This window comes from Gordonia bronchialis DSM 43247 (assembly GCF_000024785.1).
Lineage (GTDB): Bacteria > Actinomycetota > Actinomycetes > Mycobacteriales > Mycobacteriaceae > Gordonia > Gordonia bronchialis.
This window is the reverse complement of the sequence record NC_013441.1, coordinates 4,072,709-4,091,676: the sequence shown is the minus strand read 5'-3', so window position 1 is coordinate 4,091,676 and position 18,968 is coordinate 4,072,709. Positions and strand designations below refer to the sequence as shown.

Here is an 18,968-nt window from a genome sequence, read left to right as displayed (position 1 = left end):
CACCCGAATTACTTCCCGAAGGGAACTTGATGGCACAGGAAGTGCTCAGCGACCTGAACAAGGTTCGCAACATCGGCATCATGGCCCACATCGATGCCGGCAAGACGACCGCCACCGAGCGGATCCTCTTCTACACCGGTGTGAACTACAAGATCGGTGAGACCCACGACGGTGCCTCGACCACCGACTGGATGGAGCAGGAGAAGGAGCGGGGTATCACCATCACCTCCGCGGCGGTGACCTGCTTCTGGAACAAGAACCAGATCAACATCATCGACACTCCCGGGCACGTCGACTTCACCGTCGAGGTGGAGCGCAGCCTGCGCGTGCTCGACGGTGCCGTGGCCGTCTTCGACGGCAAGGAAGGCGTCGAGCCGCAGTCCGAGCAGGTCTGGCGACAGGCCGAGAAGTACGACGTCCCGCGCATCTGCTTCGTCAACAAGATGGACAAGCTCGGTGCCGACTTCTTCTTCACCGTCAAGACCATCGAGGATCGTCTGGGCGCCAAGCCGCTGGTCCTGCAGCTGCCCATCGGTGCGGAGGACAACTTCGACGGCGTCGTCGACCTGATCGAGCAGAAGGCCATCACCTGGCGTGGCACCGTCGAGATCGGTGCTGCCCCGACCTTCGAGGAGATCCCCGCGGATCTGGCCGACCAGGCCGCCGAGTACCGCGAGAAGCTGCTCGAGACCGTCGCCGAGACCGACGAGGCACTGCTGGAGAAGTACTTCGGTGGCGAGGAGCTCACCACCGAGGAGATCAAGGGCGCCATCCGCAAGCTGACGATCGCGCGGGAGTACTACCCGGTGATCTGCGGCTCCGCGTTCAAGAACAAGGGTGTTCAGCCGATGCTGGACGCGATCATCGATTACCTGCCGTCGCCGCTCGACGTCCCCTCGGTCGAGGGTCACGCCGTCGGCAACGAGGAGGAGATCCTCTCGCGCAAGCCGTCGGCCGACGAGCCGTTCTCGGCGCTCGCGTTCAAGATCGCGGCTCACCCGTTCTTCGGCAAGCTGACCTTCGTCCGCGTCTACTCGGGCAAGATCAACGCCGGCACCCAGGTGCTCAACGCCACCAAGGGCAAGAAGGAACGCATCGGCAAGCTCTTCCAGATGCATGCCAACAAGGAGAACCCGGTCGAGGATGCGACTGCGGGCCACATCTACGCGATGATCGGCCTCAAGGACACCACCACCGGTGACACCCTGTGCGATCCGAGCGCGCCCATCGTGCTGGAGTCGATGAGCTTCCCGGACCCGGTCATCAACGTCTCGATCGAGCCGAAGACCAAGTCCGACCAGGAGAAGCTCGGTACCGCGATCCAGAAGCTCGCCGAAGAGGACCCGACGTTCTCGGTGCAGCTCGACGAGGAGACCGGCCAGACCGTCATCGGCGGTATGGGTGAGCTTCACCTCGACATCCTGGTCGACCGGATGAAGCGGGAGTTCAAGGTCGAGGCGAATGTGGGCAAGCCCCAGGTCGCCTACCGCGAGACCATCCGCCGCACCGTCGACAAGCACGAGTACACCCACAAGAAGCAGACCGGTGGATCGGGGCAGTTCGCCAAGGTCATCATCAAGCTCGAGCCGCTGGTGGACGCCGAAGACGGCGCCACCTACGAGTTCGACAATGCTGTCACCGGCGGTCGTGTCCCGCGCGAGTACATCCCGTCGGTGGATGCCGGTGCGCAGGACGCGATGCAGTACGGTGTGCTCGCCGGTTATCCGCTGGTCAACTTGAAGGTCACCCTGCTCGACGGTCAGTACCACGACGTCGACTCCTCGGAAATGGCCTTCAAGATCGCCGGTTCGCAGGCCCTCAAGGAGGCTGCGAAGATGGCGAACCCGGTCATCCTGGAGCCGATCATGGCCGTCGAGGTCACGACTCCGGAGGACTACATGGGTGACGTGATCGGCGACCTGAACTCCCGCCGTGGCCAGATCCAGGCCATGGAGGAGCGCAGCGGTGCACGTGTCGTCAAGGCACAGGTGCCGCTGTCGGAGATGTTCGGCTACATCGGAGACCTTCGGTCGAAGACCCAGGGCCGGGCTAACTACTCCATGGTGTTCGACTCGTATGCCGAGGTTCCGGCGAACGTGTCGAAGGAAATCATCGCCAAGGCGACCGGCGAGTAGTTCGCTGCTCTCGGTCGCCTCGGCGACAGCGCTGGCCACACCACAAGCGGGCGCAACAACGTAAGAAGAAAATCCCTGCTGGGATCCGCCCAGCAGAGCAACAACAGTCCAGGAGGACAATCAAGTGGCGAAGGCGAAGTTCGAGCGGACCAAGCCGCACGTGAACATCGGCACCATTGGTCACGTCGACCACGGCAAGACCACCCTCACCGCGGCCATCACCAAGGTGCTGCACGACAAGTTCCCGGATCTGAACGAGGCCTCGGCCTTCGACCAGATCGACAAGGCTCCCGAGGAGAAGGCTCGCGGTATCACGATCAACATCTCGCATGTTGAGTACGAGACCGAGAAGCGCCACTACGCGCACGTCGACGCCCCTGGTCACGCCGACTACATCAAGAACATGATCACCGGTGCGGCTCAGATGGACGGCGCGATCCTCGTGGTCGCCGCCACCGACGGTCCGATGCCGCAGACCCGTGAGCACGTGCTGCTGGCCCGCCAGGTCGGTGTGCCCTACATCCTGGTCGCCCTGAACAAGGCCGACATGGTCGACGACGAAGAGATCATCGAGCTCGTCGAGATGGAGGTCCGCGAACTGCTGGCCGCCCAGGAGTTCGACGAGGAAGCCCCCGTCGTCAAGGTGTCGGCGCTCAAGGCCCTCGAGGGTGACCCCGAGTGGACCAAGTCCGTCGAAGAGCTCATGGATGCGGTCGACGAGTCGATTCCGGATCCTGTTCGCGAGACCGACAAGCCGTTCCTGATGCCCGTCGAGGACGTCTTCACCATCACCGGCCGCGGCACCGTGGTCACCGGTCGTGTGGAGCGCGGCGAGGTCAACGTGAACGAGGAAGTCGAGATCGTCGGCATCCGCGAGAAGTCCACCAAGACCACCGTCACCGGTATCGAGATGTTCCACAAGCTCCTCGATTCGGCACAGGCGGGCGACAACGCCGGTCTGCTGCTCCGTGGCCTCAAGCGTGAGGACGTCGAGCGCGGTCAGGTCATCGTGAAGCCGGGCACCACGACCCCGCACACCGAGTTCGAGGGCCAGGCCTACATCCTGTCCAAGGACGAGGGCGGCCGTCACACCCCGTTCTTCAACAACTACCGTCCGCAGTTCTACTTCCGTACCACGGACGTGACCGGCGTCGTGACCCTCCCCGAGGGCACCGAGATGGTCATGCCGGGCGACAACACCGAGATGAGCGTCAAGCTCATCCAGCCGGTCGCCATGGACGAGGGCCTGCGTTTCGCCATCCGCGAGGGTGGCCGCACCGTCGGTGCGGGTCGAGTCACGAAGATCAACAAGTGACGATTTCCCACGCCCGCTGTGGTGACGTGAGAGCGTTGTCCGGTGGGCGTGGGCCTGCGTCACGGATCAACAAGTGATCAACTGACTCACTGAGTTCACAACGGCGCCCGGTCACGAAAGTGACCGGGCGCCGTTGTCTTTCGACGTACTCGGGCTGGCTACTTGTGCTTCCAGCCGTAGATGACGTCCATCAGGCCGGTGCCGTCATTGGCGAACTTGCGGGTGCTGTTGAGCAAGTACCAGGTGTTGGGCGTGCCGGCGTAGACGACGCCGATCGACTGGATGTCCATCGTCTCGCCCGCCGGTAGTACACGCTTGAGCTGCTTGAACAGATCGGGCATCGTCCCGCGATACTTGACCACACGGAAATGCCTTGTGCCGCCGCTGAAATGCGGGTTGATGCGCAGCCTGACGTCCGTCGACATCCAGTTGTTGAGGTTGGTCTGCGGATTCGGGATCGCCTTGAGGTCGGCGAGGGTGGGCGGATACACCTGCGCCAGATGGATGTGCAGCTGGTCCTGGCCGCGGCTCTGTGCCGAGTTCACGCCGAGGGCAAAGGGTTTCGCGGGATTGGTGGCCACGTAGTTGGGAATCTGGAACCAGGCGGCGCTCCACAGGTTCAGTTGGGAACCGTCCTCGAGGAACGGGCATTCGATGCCCTTGATGCGATTTGTGGGCAGGAGTAGGAAGTCGTCCTTGTACCCCTTGCTGTCGCCGCCCTTGCGGATCGCGTAGAACTTCGGTGCCGCCGGATTCGGCTGGTACTGCGGGCCGGGCTGTCGGGAATCGAGTGGATGTTGTGGACCGGTCTGGGTGTCACCCTTCTCGACGTGACGATCGGCGTCGCGGTGGCCTGGGCGGCGGCCGGCAGACAGGGACGCTCGTCGCGGCTGAAGGCGACCGGCCGGGTGGCGATCGCCGACATCATCTCGATCGAACAGACCTCGGTGCAGATCAATGACCAGCCGCTGATGAAGCTCGGCCTGCACATCCACGGCGACGACATGGTCGCCTTCGACGTCGAGAAGCGCGTCGTAGTCCCCGTCTTCCAGCAGGGACTGCTGCACGCACGACGGTTGTCCGTGCTCGTCGACCCCGTCTCCAACGACTTCGAGATCGATTGGCAGGCAACCGCATTGCTGGCCGGATCCGTACCGGCGCGGTTCACCTCCGTGGCCGACGGAAAGACCTACGACATCACCGGGCAGCCCGAGCCGCTTGCCGAGATCATTGCCATCCTGCACAGGTACGGGGTGCCCGCCGGCGGGACGATCGACCTGCGATCGAATCCGGCGGCCCGTGAGGAGGTACTCGACGTGGTGCGTGGGTTCACCGCCACCACCGCATCAGCCACCACCACATCAGCCACCACCACGGCACCTGCTGGTGCCGGAGCCGATTCCGCGGTAGCCGGTCCCGACGTCGCGTCGCGCCCGGTCGCCGAGCGTCTTGCCGATGTCGACGATCTTCGACGGCGGGGCGCGATCAGTGAGAGCGAGTACACCGCAGCCCGGCAGCGCATCCTCGGCTCGATCTGAGACAGACTGCAAACATCCTGGTCACTTGTGTAACACCAGCACCATTGGTAACACGCCGGTATCGATGTCGGCGCCCTGTGATCACAGCCGTAGCATCGCCGATCGCCGGCGAAATATTGTTCGTCGGTGCAGTTGTTCAAGGGGCGCCCCCGCGTCATGCGGCGCCGGCGTCGATTCATCGTCTCGCTGGTAGTGATCCTCGCCGTCGTCGGCATCGGTTCCGTCGAGGTCGGTGATGCCGATGCGGCGTCGTTCGGCCGGTTCTACGTCAACGGATGCGGTATGCCCGCCAGCCCCGTTGACATGTGGACCAGGGGTGGCAACTACAAGACCGTCATCGCGCTCGACGGTCTGCGGGCCACCAGCGACATGAGCGGGTGGCGGCATGAGACACGCGTTGCGCGGATCGCCGACTCCGGTGTCAATGTCGTTGAACCGGTCGGCGGGCTCGGGAGCTTTTACACCGACTGGCAGACCGCCAGCCCGGGCAACAAGATCCGCTATCGGTACCGCTGGACCTGTCGGCTCAACACGATCATCCGCGAGCTCGACGCGCGCGGACTGGCCGTCGGACCGTGGGGCAAATACGCCATCATGGGGATCTCCATGGGCGGCAACGCCGCGTTGATCTACGGTGCCTACCACCGGGCGCGGATCTCACATGTCTTCTCGATGTCGGGATACGTGAATCTCTCGGCCCCGACCATGCGCGAGGCCGTCCGGCTGGCGCTGATCGATGCCGGGGTGGAGGCCGGCGTCGGCCCGTTCAGCGCCGACGCCATGTGGGGACCACCGTGGAATGACCGATGGACCAAGAACGACGCGCTCGTCCAGTTGCCGAGGATGCGCGGGATGAAGATCCGCGTCGCGTCCGGCTCGGCGACCTGGGGTGCGCACAATCGTGACGCGGTCGCCTCGGTGAAGGGCACGCCGCTGGAGATGATCTCACTGGCGCAGACGCGCGCCTTCGAGGTCGCTGCCGCGATGCAGGGCATACCGATCTCCACGGATTTCCCCAATGTCGGCACACATCAGTGGGACTACTGGCAGGACATGGTGTGGCGGGCCAAGAATGCCCGGTGGTTCCACGATCGGTGACCGCTGACCTCACCAATCGGCGAGGGTCGTGTATCCGTCCTGGATGGCGCGGGCGAACAGCGCCGACTTCGACGGCGCAGGACGCCCGACAGCCGCGTACTTGACGCGGATCCGGGCGACGTGAGTCGCGATCGTCGACGCACTGATGAAGAGTTCGCTCGCGGCCTGCTCCTTGGACTCGGCCCGCAACCACGCCAGCAGTACCTCGATCTCCCGCGCCGAGAGATCCGGCCGTCGCACGTCGCGATTGCGCAGATGGACCACACCGTGCCGCGGGCCGAGCGGACTGCGGCCGGCGGGGGCAATCGGTTGGTGCGCAATCGGCGCTGATGCGACGGGGGCGATCGACGGCGGGGTAGAACTCATTGCATCCTCCGGATGAGGCCGCGGCTTCGGCGGCGCGTGAATCGCGGCGGGGGAGCGTCGCGACACCTGAATCTTCGCCGTTGCGGCAGCCGGCGTTCCCCCACGACGGGGTTCAGACATAAGTCGATACGTGTGTCGATACGCTGACCTGCAGCAACACCAGCGAATGTCAGCAGGGTAGGGGACAAGGAGAATGGGTCCAGACAGCGTGCACTCGCGCGATGAGTTGGGGGTCGCGCTCACTGAACTCCGGCAGCGCGCCGGGCTCAGCGTGCGCGACGTGGCGAGCGAGGCCGACGCACTACTGGGTACCGTCGCCGGCTGGTTCGCCGGGCAACACGCGCCGACGGCCGCGAGCCGCGAGATGTTCGAGAGCGTGCTCACCGTGTGCGGGGTACCCGCCGCAGAGCATCCCGAGTGGTGGGCCGCGGTGACCCGGGTCTCGCGTCGCCCCTCCCGGCGTACCCGGCCCGCCTGCCCCTACCGCGGTTTCGTCGAGTTCTCCCAATCGGATTCACATCTGATGTTCGGTCGCGACGACCTCCTGGCGCGTCTGCTGGACCTGGTCGACTCCTGGCACCGGGGACCCGACGGGCCGACGACGGTGATGGTGGTCGGAGCCTCCGGGGTGGGCAAGTCCTCCTTGGTCCGCTCCGGTCTGCTCGGCCGGATCGGCCGCCCCCTCACCGACTCAGACCAGACCGGCCCCGATACGCCCGGCATCGACCTCTCCGCCTGGCGCGGGGTGGTCATGGTCCCCGGCGAGGACCCGACCGCCGCCCTCGACAGTGCGATCGCCGATCTGGCCGGCGCGTCGGGCCCGGCGGTTCTGGTCGTCGACCAGGTGGAAGAACTGTGGACCCAGAACTGCCGTGAACGGCGGCTCGAGTTCAGCCGCCGCATCGCGGAACTGGCGGTGTCGCGGACTGTCCTGCCCACCGGTGTGTTGCGTGCCGACTTCTACGGTCAGGTGGCCGCGGTGTCATGGCTGACCGGCGCTCTCGAACACAGTCAGATCGTCGTGCCGCCGATGACGATGGATCAGCTGCGCGAGGTGATCGTGCGTCCGGCCGAGGCCGTCGGCGCCACCGTCGACGACGACCTGGTCGACATGCTCCTCGAGGAACTGTCCCCGGGCGTCGTACCACCAGGGGCCGCGGCTGCACCCGGCGTGCTGCCGCTGCTCTCGCACGCATTGCGCGCAACCTGGGACCGATCCGACTGTCGACGACTCACCGTCGGGAACTATCTCGCCACGGGACGCATCGGCGGCGCAGTGGAGCAGACCGCCGAGCGCGTCTACCAGGCACTGCCATCGACCGCGCAGGACCTGGCCCGGCGCCTGATCCTGGAGATGATCAACGTCGACGAGGATTCGGTGACCAGGCGCACGGTCGCGCTGGCCGATTTCGCGACGGAGGAACCGGTCGCCGACGACGCGGTGCTGCCGCAGTGGACACCGAGCCGGGTTCTCGAGCGTTTCGCCGATGCCCAGTTGATCACGATCACCGATTCGTACGCCCAGGTGGCCCACGAGGCCCTGCTCACCGCGTGGCCCCGGCTGACCGAATGGATCGAGGCCGATCAGGAACGCCTGCTGCTGGCACGTCGGCTGCGCACACTGTGTGAGCACTGGGAGGACAACGGGCGACGCGACGATCTGTTGCCCGGTGGCCCGACGCTGGCGATGTTCGCCACGCTCGCCGACGACTCCGGCTCGGTGTCGCTCGACCAGCGCAGCCGGGAGTTCCTCGAGGCCGGTCAGGCGCGGCATGAGGCGGCCACCGAGGCCGAGCGCAACCGGGCCCGTCAGCTGCGGCGGGTGGCCGTCTCGGCGGTGGTGTTCGGGGTGGTGGCCGTGCTGGCCGCGATCACCGCGGTCCTCGCCGGGGTCAACGCGGTCCAACAGCGGCAACAGGCCGAGGAGGTCCGCAACGAGGCATTGAGCCGCCAGCTGGCGGTGCAGTCCTCGGAGATGAGCCGGCGCGACCCCGCCCTCGCCGCGCAACGTGCGATGGTGGCCTATCGGCAGGCCCCCACCCTGCAGGCACGGTCGCGGTTGATCGAGGCCGCGGGGGACCCGGTCCCGACTCGCTTCATCGCCGGGCCCGGCCCGGTCCGGCTGGCCACCGACGACCGGGGGACGATTCTCGCTGCCGTGAGCCAGTCGGGGTACGTCCGGGTGTTCGGCCTGGGCCCCGACGGTGTGACCGGCCAGACCAGCACCTTCGAGGTGACGCGGCGGGGTGAGGGGGCGCTGGGTGCGGTCACCTTTGTTCCCGGCACCTCGACGTTGCTGGCGGGCGGACGCAACTCGGTGTCCGCTTGGCGGCTCGACAACCCGGCCGCCCCCACGCGAATCGGTGAGCTGCCGGGCGTGCGCGGTCAAGTCGAATCCCTCGCCGTCAGCCGCGACGGCCGTCTGGTGGTGGCCGGGGTAGGCGGTGTCGGCGCCGTCGTGTGGACCCGGCCCGCGGCTCTCCCGGCGACGACGCCGGCGGACTCGTCCGCGGTGCCGTGGGGGCCCGGCTCGTGGACGCAGATCGCGATGCCGGCCGACGCCGCTGCCGAGGAAGGAGGTGCGGTGGCCGTCTCGCCGTCGGGTGCGCTGGTGGCGACGAGTACCGCGTTTCGACGGATCGAGCTGTGGCGCAACCTCGGTGATCGGCTGGCCCGGGCCGGCGAGGTCCACCTCGCCGCCGGCGCCGACAATCAGCGCGCCGAGGATCTGACCTTCGGGCCCGACGATCGGACGCTGTTCGCCGGACTGCGCAGCCGCACCGTGGACGTCTTCGACGTCGGAGATCCCGCCGCACCACGCCGGACCGGGCAGCACGGCGGCTTCAACGACTACATCTCGACCCTCGCGGTGAGCGCCGACGGCACCCAGCTCGCCGCGGGGGGCGCCGACAACTCGGTCCGGATCATCGACCTGCGCGACCCGGCCGCGCCGGCGCGGTCGCTACCCGTCCCCGCCAACGTGACCTCGGTGCTCTTCGCCGGTACGCACGTGATCATGGCGGGCGCCGACGGCATCGTCGTCGACTGGCCGCCGTCGCGGTCGGTCGTCACCATCGGGACGGGCGCGGTGTACCAGATTCCGGCGGATCGGCTCGGGACTCGGATCCTGGCCTCGGACACGACGATCGACGGCCGGGTGACGCAGTGGGCGGTGTCGTCGGGAACCATGCGCAGAGCCGGGCCGGATCTGCTGCCACCACCCGACGAGGTCTTCTCCGGCGCCGCCGTGCTGTCCGGTACGGGCCGGATCGCCGTCATGGGGACGGTGAGCGGCGCCGTGGTCTTCGCCGACTACACCGATCCCGCCGCACCACGAATCCTGTCCCGGGTCCCCGCCCAGTCGAGTCTCAACGAGACGGTCGACTACAGCGAACGATCCGGGATCGCGGTGACCGGGGCCACCGATCTCGGCAAGGCGACGGTGCTCGACGCCTCCGACCCGAGCAATCCGCGAGTGGTCGGCGAGTTCGACGCCGGTGACGGTGCGTGGTGGGTCTCGCTGAGCCCCGACGGCCGCCGCGTTGCCGTCGCGACGGTATCCGGGGCGGTCCTCGTGTACGACCTGTCCACGCCGTCGACGCCGCGTCTGCTCGGCGTCGTCCATCGATTCGAGACCGCCGCACTCTCGGTGCGGTTCGATGCGTCGGGCACGCGACTGATCGCGGCTTCGGAGAACAAGCGGGTCGCGGTCGTCGACGTGACCGACCCACGTCATCCGCACACGGTCGCGGAGATGTCCGGGCCGACCAGCGAACTGTACAGCGCCGCATTCTCTTCCGACGGTCGTCGCGTCGTCGCCGGGGGAAGCAACGCCGAGGTCTGGGTCTGGGACATCGGCGACAACGGGCCCAAGCGGGTCGCGGTGCTGCGCTCCTTCCCGGGACGTGTCTACGACGTCCGGCTGACCCCCGACGGCCGGCTGTATGCCTCGGGCGAGGGTGGGGTTCTGCGTTCCTGGGAGATCGACGCGGCGCGGGTCATGGATGAGCTGTGTGCCCGCCCGGGGGATCAGATCACCAAGGCGGAGTGGCGCAACTACCTGCCCGACGTCCCCTACGATCCGCCCTGCCCGCGGTGATGCGCATCCTCCGCCGATCATCCGCGCCGGACCTGGCCGTCCGGGTGTCCGGCAACCTCGACGCCGAGCGGCCGGTTCTGCTCGTGCACGGGATGGCCTCAGATCACTCGACGTGGCGGCCACTTGCGGCGCATCTGCGGTCCTTCGACCGACCGGTCATCAGCATGGACCTGCGTGGGCACGGTCGTAGCGGGCGGGACGGCCGGCCCTACCAGCTCGACGACCTGTCCGACGACGTGTCGTTCGTGCTCGAGCGGCTCGGGCTCGACGACGTCGACGCAGTCGGGCATTCCCTTGGGGCGCATGCGTTGCTGCGGCTGTCGATGAACCGGCCGGACCGGGTGCATCGTCTGGTTCTCGAGGAGGTTCCGCCGATGCCGCGCGACGAGGCCGATCTGGCCGAGCAGATCACCGTGGGCGCGAGTTTCGGCGAGCGAATCCGGGGCGTCGTGTGGCTGGCCCGCAATCCGTATCCCGTGGTGCGCTTCGACCGGCGGATGGCCTCCGCGGTGGCCACCGAGTTCGAGCAGAGCGCTCCGGACTGGTGGGCGCGCCTGTCACGGGTGAGCGCCCCGACGCTCGTCATCTCCGGTGGCCCGAAGAGCTTTCTCCCGCCCCGGCATCTGGCCACCCTGGCGCAGACACTGCCCGACGGACGGTTCGTCACCATCGATGCCGGCCACAGCGTGCATCGCGACCGGAGTCGCGAATTCATCGACTGTGTAGCCGATTTCCTCGGCCGCTAGCCGCTGGGCCAGGGGCGCAGTGTTGTCTCACCTGTGGTTTCGACCCGCGTCGGGCTCGCGAGCTCGCTCGTCGCGGCTCAATCGGCAGATCGGGTTGAGCGTCAGGCAGCCGGCTTGTTGTGCAGCGGACGCGGATCGACGCCCACCTGCTGCCACGCGTCGTAGGCCCACGGCACGTAGAGGGCTTTCAGCGGCAGCCGGTTGACCAGCGGGTTGATGGCTCGCATGAATGCGGCGAAGCGCTGGAAGTTCTTTTCCCGCTTGTCATTCCATTCCAGGTTGCAGACCTCGCGCATCTGGCGCGGCAGCGTGCCGACGATGACGGTGCGGATGAAGGCATTCAGTGGCGCAGAGACAATCCGCCAGATCGGCGCCGGTATCCGCTTGGGCCGGGGCAGGCCCTGCCGGATGTAACCGGTCGCGTAGACGATGGTCTTGTGCGGCACAAAGCGATCCAGCATGTCGTCCCAGTAGGCGACGAACTCGTCGTAGGTCTGCGGCTGGCTGCGTGGACTCACGCCGTAGAGCTGATACCAGATCTTGCTCTCCTCGAAGATCTGGACCTTCTCCGCATACGACAACCGACGGATGAAGGTGTCGGTGATGTAGAGGACCTGATCGACGAATGTCGCATGGGCCCAATAGAACAATTCGGGATTGAGGGCGTGATAGCGCGACCCGTCGCTGATGGTGCCCTTGATGTCGCGGTGGAAATCGCGGACGGTACGACCCCATTTCTGGGGTTCGGTGCTGTACACGGTCTTCATCACCGGCGGCCCGGTGCGCCGGGCGCGGCCGAGGAAATCGTCGAAGATCACCGAGTGGTCGAGGACGGCCTGCCCGAGTTGCTCGATACAGTTCTCGGTCCCCGCCAGACGCTGGAAGCCGAGAATCCCGCGCGAATCACCGTAGAACTTCCAGATGAGCGACTCCGCGCCGAGACGAGGGGACGGCAGTTCGGCTGCGGTCTCCGGCGTGTCGTCGACGATGACCGGTTCGGCCTCACGGATACCGTGCTCGAATCCCTGGTTCACTGTCATGACGCGAGATTAGCGCAGTTTGGAACGTCTGAAAAGATTTGTTTCAACGTCGGACGGAGGTCGGATGGACAACGAGGTCGCGATCCCGGGTGGAATCCCGCCGGTCGAGGAGTTGCTCGAGTCGGCGGTGGTGGTCCGTCTGCCGATGCGCACACGGTTCCGCGGACTACTCGCCCGCGAGGTGATGATCTTCGCCGGACCCGCCGGCTGGGGGGAGTTCGGCGCCTTCGTCGAATACGACGACGCGGAGGCGGCGAACTGGCTGCGCGCCGGCATCGAGGCCGCCTACCTCGGTCCGCTGCCGGCGGTCCGCTCGACCGTCACGGTCAACGCGACCGTTCCCGCGGTTCCCGCCGACCAGGTCGCCGAGGTGCTGAGCCGATACCCGGGCGCGCGCACCGCCAAGGTCAAGGTGGCCGAGCCCGGCCAGCACCTTGACGACGACGTCGAACGGGTGGCCGCCGCCCGTGCGGTGGTCGACCGGGTGCGCGTGGATGCCAACGGAAAGTGGTCGGTGGCCCAGGCGATTACGGCTCTGCGGGCGATCGGGCCGGTGGAGTACGCCGAGCAGCCCTGCGCCACCGTCGAAGAACTGGCGCAGGTGCGTCGTGCGGTTGACGTGCCGATCGCCGCCGACGAATCGATTCGCAAGGCGCACGACCCGCTGCGGGTGGTGGCCGCCGACGCCGCCGATGTCGCGATCGTCAAGGTGGCCCCGCTCGGTGGTATGCGTGCGACGCTGGCGACGGCAGAGGCCATCGGCCTGCCCGTGGTGGTCTCGAGTGCGCTCGACAGTGCCGTCGGGATGGCTGCCGGCGTCGCGGCCGCCGCGGCGCTGCCACGTCTCGATCTCGCGTGCGGACTGGGGACGGGATCATTGTTCACCGCCGACGTCGGACCGTCGTTCCTGCCCGACGACGGTCGCGTGCACCCGCGGTGGTTCGACGCCGGATCGTCGCTGATCAGCGTCGATGATCAATTCGTGGCCCCACCCGATCGTGACCGGTGGTGGCGTGCGCGGCTTCGCCGGTGCCATGCACTGCTCCAGCGGAACGGGCAGGACACGTAGGAACACATTGGCCAATCTGTTCCATCATGCGTTATGGTTGCGATGTGGGTCACAGCGCGCCGGGGACGCCTGTGGATGACAGGCCACCGGCGTGCCCGGCCAATGGAGGGAGAGTGCCATGACGACAACGGAGTTCGCACCGGTTCCGCAGGAGAGCGATCTGCGCCCCGTGCCCTGCTCGAATCGCCCGGGCATTCTCGAGATGATGGAGATGCGTCGCGATCCGTTCACCTATGCGGACAAGCGGCAGGCACAGTTCGGCAACATCTCCGGGCTCAATGCGCTCGGCCTGAAGCTCGTGGTGGCCGGCGGTCCGCGTGCCGCCAACGAGATCCTGATGAACAAGGACCGCGCCTTCGCCAACGGGCCGGCGTGGAGCTACTTCATCGGCCCCTTCTTCAATCGCGGCATCATGCTGCTCGACTTCGACGAGCATCGCCACCACCGGCACATCCTGCAGCAGGCGTTCACCCCGACCGTCCTCAAGGGCTACATGCAGGAGATGCAACCCATCATCGCCGACCGGGTCGCCGCGCTGCCGACCGGAGACGTCAAGTTGTTCAACGAGTTCAAAGAACTCACCCTCGACGTCGCACTCGAGGTGTTCCTGGGTCTCGAACTCCCCAAGGACGAGGCCGACAAGCTGAACAAGGCCTTCATCGACACGGTCCGCGCCGGAGTTGCCTACGTGCGCAAGCCCGTTCCCGGTGGCCGCTGGTGGAAGGGCCTGCGCGGACGCAAGGTCCTCGAGGAGTTCTTCTACGCCAACATCGCCGCCAAGCGTGCCCGCGAGACCCCGGACCTGTTCTCGGTGCTCTGCCACGCCGAAAGCGAAGAGGGGCACCGGTTCACCGACGAGGACGTGGTGAACCACATGATCTTCGTGCTGATGGCCGCGCACGACACCTCGACGATCACCATGACCCAGATGGCCTACCGGATGGCGAAGTCCCCGGAGTGGCAGGAGCGCGCCCGGGCGGAGTCGCTCGAGCTCAATCCCGAACTCGGATACGACGATCTGGGCCGGCTCGAGGCGCTCGACCTGGTCATGAAGGAATCGCTGCGCATGTGTCCGCCGGTGCCGGCGCAGCCGCGGATGGCCATCAAGGACACCTCCGTCCAGGGGTTCTTCATCCCGAAGGGCACCATCGTCTCGGTGTCGCAGCTGACCAATCACCGCGACCCCGAGTTCTACACCAACCCCGACATGTTCGACCCGGAACGCTTCACCAAGTCGCGCGCCGAGGACAAGGGGCACCGGATGGCGTGGATGCCCTTCGGTGGTGGCGTCCACAAATGCATCGGCCTGTATTTTGGCCAGATGGAGATCAAGACGATCCTGCACCATCTGCTGCGCGGCTACGAGTGGTCGGTTCCGGAGGGATATCGGATCCCGATGGACTACAGCTCGTTGCCGGTCCCCAAGGACAAGCTCCCCGTCGAGCTCCGGCGGCGGTGACCCGATGAGCGGCAACACGGTCCGGGCCAAGGCGTCGTCGGTGTCGAGCCGAAAGGTCCGTAACACCGACAGTCCGGAGGCGCAGGAGGCGGCGATCCTGGCCGCCGCGGGTGAGGAGTTCACCGCGGTGGGGGTTCGGCGGGCCAACGTCGACGAGGTCGCCGCGCGGGCGGGCGTGAGCCGCAGCACGCTCTATCGCCGCTTCCCCAACAAGGAGGCCCTGCTGCTCGCCGTCGCCAACGACGCCTACGAGCGCGGCATGGTGAAGCTGGAAGAGGCCGCGGTCGGGCTGGGGCCCAAAGCCGCGCTCGTGGAGGCCTTTGCGCTGGGTGCGTCGATGATCGTCGAGGATCCGCTGCTGCATCGCATCGTGATGACGGATCTCGAGATGAAGTCCATCACTGCGTCGATGACGTCGCTGTTCATCGACATGGTGACCCAGCGTGTTGCCGCGACACTCCGCACCGAGGGCGCCGAGATGCCCGAGGATGACCTGTTGCAGGCGGTGGAAATTCATGTGCGCCTGGTCATCTCATATCTGGAGACCCCGTCCTCGGACGAATCGCGTCAGCAGCCCGAGTACGTGCGAGAGTTCGCCACCAAGTTCTTGGCGCCGATGATCTGGTGATCTCTGCGCCACCGGCACCACCATCGAAATCGATCGACCCGAGGGGGACGCACCATGAGTCTGCGTGAGAAGCTGTCCGGAAAAACCGACCACGAGGCGCTGCGAGCCGCGATCGCCGACAAGGTGGTGGTGATCACCGGTGGTGCTCGCGGGATCGGATTCGAAACCGCCACACAGCTTTTCCAGGCCGGGGCCAAGGTCGCGATCGGCGACATCGACGGTGACGCCGTCGGCAAGGCCGCCGCCGACCTCGGGATCGAGGGCATCGAGGTGGACGTCACCAGCCGGGCATCCTTCAAGGCCTTCCTCGACGAGGTGGAGTCACGGCTCGGGCCGATCGACGTTCTCGTCAACAATGCCGGGATCATGCCGGTGGGGCCGTTCCTCTCCTACGACGACACGATCATCCGTCGCACCTTCGACATCGACGTGATCGGTGTGATTCTCGGCAGCCAGCTCATCGCCGAGCGGATGGTCGCGCGCGGCGGTGGTCACATCGTCAACATCGCGTCGACGGCCGGACGTATCCCGACGCCGGGCCTGACGATCTACAACGGTGCCAAGGCCGCGGTCATCGAGTTCTCCGAAGCCCTCGGTGCCGAGCTCGCGCCGGAGGGCGTGAAGGTGAGTTCGATCCTCCCGACGTTCACCCGCACCGCCCTGATCTCCGGGCTCAAGACCAACGCCTTTGTGCAGACCGTCGGCCCCGAGGAGGTTGCCGAGATCGTGGTCGCCACCATCGCACGTCCGAAAGTCCGTGTGTACGCGCCACGTTCGATGAAGTGGGCCGAATCCGGTGCGCTCTTCCCGCAGGCGATGAAGCGCATGTCGCGCAAGCTGACCAAACTCGACTCGATCTTCCTGAACCCCGACCAGCAGGTGCGCGCCGCCTACACCAGCCGCATCCGGGGCGAGAGGTCCGACTGACCTGTCCCGCCTGCCGGTCGCGTCTCAACCAGCGGAAGGGGGCGGGTACCGCAGCCGGGAGAAGCGGCGCCGACGGTCATCGCGGCAGCACGATTACCGGAACCGGCGAGTGCCGGATCAGTTTGGTCGCGCGGGTCCCGATGAAGACGCGGGCGAGCAGCCCCTCGCGCGTGCTGCCGATGAACAGGACCTCGCCGTCGAGCCAGTCCACGGCGTCGACGGCCTCCCGCCAGCCGCGGCCGGATGCGACCATGCACGGGGTTCGCGAGTCGATGACGCCGTCCATGACGAGTTGCCGATGTGCTTCGGTGGCTTGGCTTTTCCACTGATCGACCACCGCGTCCTCGGTGCTGATCCCGACCAGTGGGGGGTACATGGCACCGCCGCGTACCGCGAAGGTGACCACCCGCAGTTCGGCATCCATGCGGTCGGAGAGCTCGCGGGCCCGTTGGATCACCGACACGTCGGCGCTGCCCGCAGCTGCCGTTGCCACCGTAACCCGTTTCAAGAGGCCGTCTTTGGGGGAGCGATAGCCACGTGGGCTGATCCCCACCGGCACCGTGGAGCGATGCAGTAGGGAGTCGGCGGTGGAGCCGACGACGATCTGGCCGGGTTGGCCGTCGCCGGTGGAACTCACCACGAGTGCGTCGGCGTCGATCTCCTGGGCATACGACAGCAGCGCCGACGATGCGGTGCGGTGATCGAGCCGGGTGAATCGCCAGCGCAGCTGTGGCGGGTAGATCTGCATGTACTCGGTGACCTCGGCGTGCGCCCGTTCGACGACATTGTCCGTCCAGGCAACGAATTCGGCGTCGACCTTGGCCGGTGACGGAGTGGTCCACGGCCTGGGGACCACGGTGGCGACGACGAGATCGGTGTGCAGGCTCTCGGCGAGCATGGCGCCCAGCTGAACCCCACCGGCCCCGCCCTCGCCCGGGACGTAGCCGACGAGGATGGTCACGACACGCCTTTCTCGAAACGGACGGTGTCGGTGGGCGGATGGTTGAGCTTGCTGTGGTGACGTCCCCAGAAGACGTAGAAGAGCATCGCCACGCCCACCCAGAGCGCGAACCACACGAAGGTGTACCAGTGCAGCCCGGACAGAATCCAGATACACGCCGCGACCGCCAGCACAGGCGTCACCGGGTACAGCGGCACCCGGAACGGGCGATGGAGATCGGGCGCCGTCTGCCGCAACACGATCACGCCCACCGAGACGACGATGAACGCGACCAGCGTGCCGATGGACACGAGATCGATGAGCTTGTCGAGCGGCACGATGGCGGCCAGGAGCCCGACGATCACCGACACGACGATCGTGTTGTTGACCGGGGTCATCGTCTTGCGGTTGACCTTGGCGAACATCGCGGGCAGCAGGCCGTCCCGGCCCATCGCGAACAGGATGCGCGTTTGTCCGTAGAGCACCACGAGGGTGACCGAGAAGATGGAGATGACGGCCCCGATGGACAGCAGGGTGCCCGGCCAGCTCGCGCCGACGACATTCTCGACGATCTTGGCCAACCCCGCCTCCTGCTGATCGGGGGCGCCGAACTCCTGCCAGGACTGGGCTCCGATCGCCGCGATCGCGGTGAGCAGATAGATGGTGACGACGATGCTCAGCGCGGCGAGAATCGCCCGGGGCATGGCCTTCTGCGGGTTCTTCACCTCGTCGCCCGCCGTGGACACGGCGTCGAGGCCGATGAAGGTGAAGAAGATGACGGCCGCCGCGGAGGTGATGCCGGAGAATCCGGTTTCGGCAGGCACGAAATCGGCGAAATGGTCGGCGGTGAAGGCGGTGAACGCGATCGCGATGAACAACACCAGCACGGCCAGCTTGATGATCACCATGACCGTGTTGACCAGCGCGGATTCGCTGGCACCGCGGATCAGGAGCACACAGCACAGGAACACGAGCACGAGCGCAGGGAGATTGAACCAGCCGGGGGTGCTGTCCCAGGGGGTGGCGGTGAGTTCGGCGGGCAGCCGGTAGTCGAAGACGTTGTAGAGCAGCTGGTTGACGTATTGGGCCCAGCCCACCGCGGTGGCCGAGGCCGACACCCCGTACTCGAGCAGCAGGCAGGCGCCGACCCCCACGGCCACCACCTCCCCGAGGGTGGCGTAGGCGTAGGAGTAGCTGGAACCCGAAACCGGCACCGCGGCAGCCATTTCCGCATAGCAGATGGCGGCCAGTCCGGCTGCGAGACCGGCGATGAGGAAGGAGACGATGACCGCCGGCCCGGCCTGCGGTACCGCCTCGGGCAAGATGTAGAAGATTCCGGTGCCCACGGTCGCACCGACACCGAAGAGAGTCAGCTGGAAGGTCCCGATGCTGCGCTTGAGCTCGGGTTCGTCGGGTTGGCTGCTGGGTGCGCCCTGGCCTTCGACAGGCTTGCGGCGGAACAGCAGAGCTGCCTTCGATTGCGGCTGCGTCATCGGCGTCTCCTCACCACGGTGGCCCCGATTCTGCCCCGCCCCATCCCGGCACGCGCGCCGAACGCCGAAGTCGACCGATTAGGGTAATCACGACAGACGTAGGCCACGGTGGCCG

The 18,968-nt window shown here is 66.7% G+C and carries 15 protein-coding genes; 10 read left to right on the top strand and 5 right to left on the bottom strand.

Going from position 1 to position 18,968, the window contains the following annotated elements; translation table 11 throughout:
- The first annotated feature begins 29 nt into the window (after nt 1–29).
- Both fusA and tuf read left to right on the top strand, forming a co-directional pair.
- The gene (fusA, locus tag GBRO_RS18905; protein WP_012835486.1) at nt 30–2,135 is read left to right on the top strand and encodes an elongation factor G; all 2,106 of its coding nucleotides are present in this window, start codon (nt 30–32) and stop codon (nt 2,133–2,135) included.
- Nucleotides 2,136–2,259: 124 nt separating this feature from the next.
- The gene (tuf, locus tag GBRO_RS18900) at nt 2,260–3,450 is read left to right on the top strand and encodes an elongation factor Tu (RefSeq protein WP_012835485.1); all 1,191 of its coding nucleotides are present in this window, start codon (nt 2,260–2,262) and stop codon (nt 3,448–3,450) included.
- A gap of 158 nt (nt 3,451–3,608) precedes the next feature.
- On the opposite strand, the gene GBRO_RS27130 is transcribed toward tuf, so the two are convergent.
- On the bottom strand, nt 3,609–4,178 hold the full coding sequence (locus GBRO_RS27130; protein WP_223375390.1) for a CDP-diacylglycerol diphosphatase: 570 nt from the start codon (nt 4,176–4,178) through the stop codon (nt 3,609–3,611).
- 102 nt (nt 4,179–4,280) lie between these two features.
- On the opposite strand from GBRO_RS27130, the gene GBRO_RS18890 reads away from it, so the two are divergent.
- Nucleotides 4,281–4,988: an SHOCT domain-containing protein gene (locus GBRO_RS18890; protein WP_223375529.1), complete on the top strand. Its 708-nt coding sequence runs from the start codon at nt 4,281–4,283 to the stop codon at nt 4,986–4,988.
- 156 nt (nt 4,989–5,144) lie between these two features.
- Nucleotides 5,145–6,086 (top strand): alpha/beta hydrolase, encoded by a 942-nt coding sequence (locus GBRO_RS18885; RefSeq protein ID WP_041919978.1) that lies wholly within the window; start codon nt 5,145–5,147, stop codon nt 6,084–6,086.
- 9 nt (nt 6,087–6,095) lie between these two features.
- Here GBRO_RS18885 and GBRO_RS18880 read toward each other — a convergent pair whose 3' ends face one another.
- On the bottom strand, nt 6,096–6,452 hold the full coding sequence (locus GBRO_RS18880) for a LuxR C-terminal-related transcriptional regulator (RefSeq protein WP_012835482.1): 357 nt from the start codon (nt 6,450–6,452) through the stop codon (nt 6,096–6,098).
- A 193-nt stretch (nt 6,453–6,645) separates the two neighbouring features.
- On the opposite strand from GBRO_RS18880, the gene GBRO_RS18875 reads away from it, so the two are divergent.
- Together GBRO_RS18875 and GBRO_RS18870 are read left to right on the top strand one after the other, a co-directional pair.
- On the top strand, nt 6,646–10,551 hold the full coding sequence (locus GBRO_RS18875; protein WP_012835481.1) for an nSTAND1 domain-containing NTPase: 3,906 nt from the start codon (nt 6,646–6,648) through the stop codon (nt 10,549–10,551).
- Nucleotides 10,551–11,297, top strand: a complete 747-nt coding sequence (locus tag GBRO_RS18870; protein ID WP_012835480.1) for an alpha/beta fold hydrolase — start codon at nt 10,551–10,553, stop codon at nt 11,295–11,297. The genes GBRO_RS18875 and GBRO_RS18870 overlap by 1 nt, the downstream gene beginning before the upstream one ends.
- Before the next feature lie 101 nt (nt 11,298–11,398).
- Here the strand turns inward: GBRO_RS18870 and GBRO_RS18865 are convergent, their stop codons facing one another.
- Nucleotides 11,399–12,337 (bottom strand): oxygenase MpaB family protein, encoded by a 939-nt coding sequence (locus tag GBRO_RS18865; protein WP_012835479.1) that lies wholly within the window; start codon nt 12,335–12,337, stop codon nt 11,399–11,401.
- A gap of 64 nt (nt 12,338–12,401) precedes the next feature.
- On the opposite strand from GBRO_RS18865, the gene GBRO_RS18860 reads away from it, so the two are divergent.
- The 4 genes from GBRO_RS18860 (at nt 12,402) to GBRO_RS18845 (ending at nt 16,420) form a co-directional block, all read left to right on the top strand.
- Nucleotides 12,402–13,406, top strand: a complete 1,005-nt coding sequence (locus GBRO_RS18860) for an o-succinylbenzoate synthase (protein WP_012835478.1) — start codon at nt 12,402–12,404, stop codon at nt 13,404–13,406.
- 118 nt (nt 13,407–13,524) lie between these two features.
- Nucleotides 13,525–14,865 carry a cytochrome P450 gene (locus GBRO_RS18855; RefSeq protein ID WP_012835477.1) on the top strand — a complete coding sequence of 447 codons (1,341 nt, stop codon included), beginning with the start codon at nt 13,525–13,527 and terminating at the stop codon, nt 14,863–14,865.
- Nucleotides 14,866–14,869: 4 nt separating this feature from the next.
- Nucleotides 14,870–15,493, top strand: coding sequence for a TetR/AcrR family transcriptional regulator (locus tag GBRO_RS18850; RefSeq protein WP_012835476.1), 624 nt, complete (start codon nt 14,870–14,872; stop codon nt 15,491–15,493).
- A 54-nt stretch (nt 15,494–15,547) separates the two neighbouring features.
- A complete protein-coding gene (locus tag GBRO_RS18845) occupies nt 15,548–16,420 on the top strand; it encodes an SDR family oxidoreductase (protein WP_012835475.1) in 873 nt (290 codons plus the stop codon).
- 76 nt (nt 16,421–16,496) lie between these two features.
- Here the strand turns inward: GBRO_RS18845 and GBRO_RS18840 are convergent, their stop codons facing one another.
- Nucleotides 16,497–17,381 (bottom strand): universal stress protein, encoded by an 885-nt coding sequence (locus GBRO_RS18840; protein WP_012835474.1) that lies wholly within the window; start codon nt 17,379–17,381, stop codon nt 16,497–16,499.
- Nucleotides 17,378–18,853 (bottom strand): amino acid permease, encoded by a 1,476-nt coding sequence (locus GBRO_RS18835; RefSeq protein ID WP_012835473.1) that lies wholly within the window; start codon nt 18,851–18,853, stop codon nt 17,378–17,380. The genes GBRO_RS18840 and GBRO_RS18835 overlap by 4 nt, the downstream gene beginning before the upstream one ends.
- Between the last annotated feature and the right edge of the window lie 115 nt (nt 18,854–18,968).

Coding starts and splice junctions, on each gene's coding strand:
- fusA (WP_012835486.1), top strand. CDS start 30: ATGGCACAGGAAGTGCTCAGCGACCTGAACAAGGTTCGCAACATCGGC.
- GBRO_RS18885 (WP_041919978.1), top strand. CDS start 5,145: ATGCGGCGCCGGCGTCGATTCATCGTCTCGCTGGTAGTGATCCTCGCC.
- GBRO_RS18880 (WP_012835482.1), bottom strand. CDS start 6,452: ATGAGTTCTACCCCGCCGTCGATCGCCCCCGTCGCATCAGCGCCGATT.
- GBRO_RS18875 (WP_012835481.1), top strand. CDS start 6,646: ATGGGTCCAGACAGCGTGCACTCGCGCGATGAGTTGGGGGTCGCGCTC.
- GBRO_RS18870 (WP_012835480.1), top strand. CDS start 10,551: ATGCGCATCCTCCGCCGATCATCCGCGCCGGACCTGGCCGTCCGGGTG.
- GBRO_RS18865 (WP_012835479.1), bottom strand. CDS start 12,337: ATGACAGTGAACCAGGGATTCGAGCACGGTATCCGTGAGGCCGAACCG.
- GBRO_RS18860 (WP_012835478.1), top strand. CDS start 12,402: ATGGACAACGAGGTCGCGATCCCGGGTGGAATCCCGCCGGTCGAGGAG.
- GBRO_RS18855 (WP_012835477.1), top strand. CDS start 13,525: ATGACGACAACGGAGTTCGCACCGGTTCCGCAGGAGAGCGATCTGCGC.
- GBRO_RS18850 (WP_012835476.1), top strand. CDS start 14,870: ATGAGCGGCAACACGGTCCGGGCCAAGGCGTCGTCGGTGTCGAGCCGA.
- GBRO_RS18845 (WP_012835475.1), top strand. CDS start 15,548: ATGAGTCTGCGTGAGAAGCTGTCCGGAAAAACCGACCACGAGGCGCTG.
- GBRO_RS18835 (WP_012835473.1), bottom strand. CDS start 18,853: ATGACGCAGCCGCAATCGAAGGCAGCTCTGCTGTTCCGCCGCAAGCCT.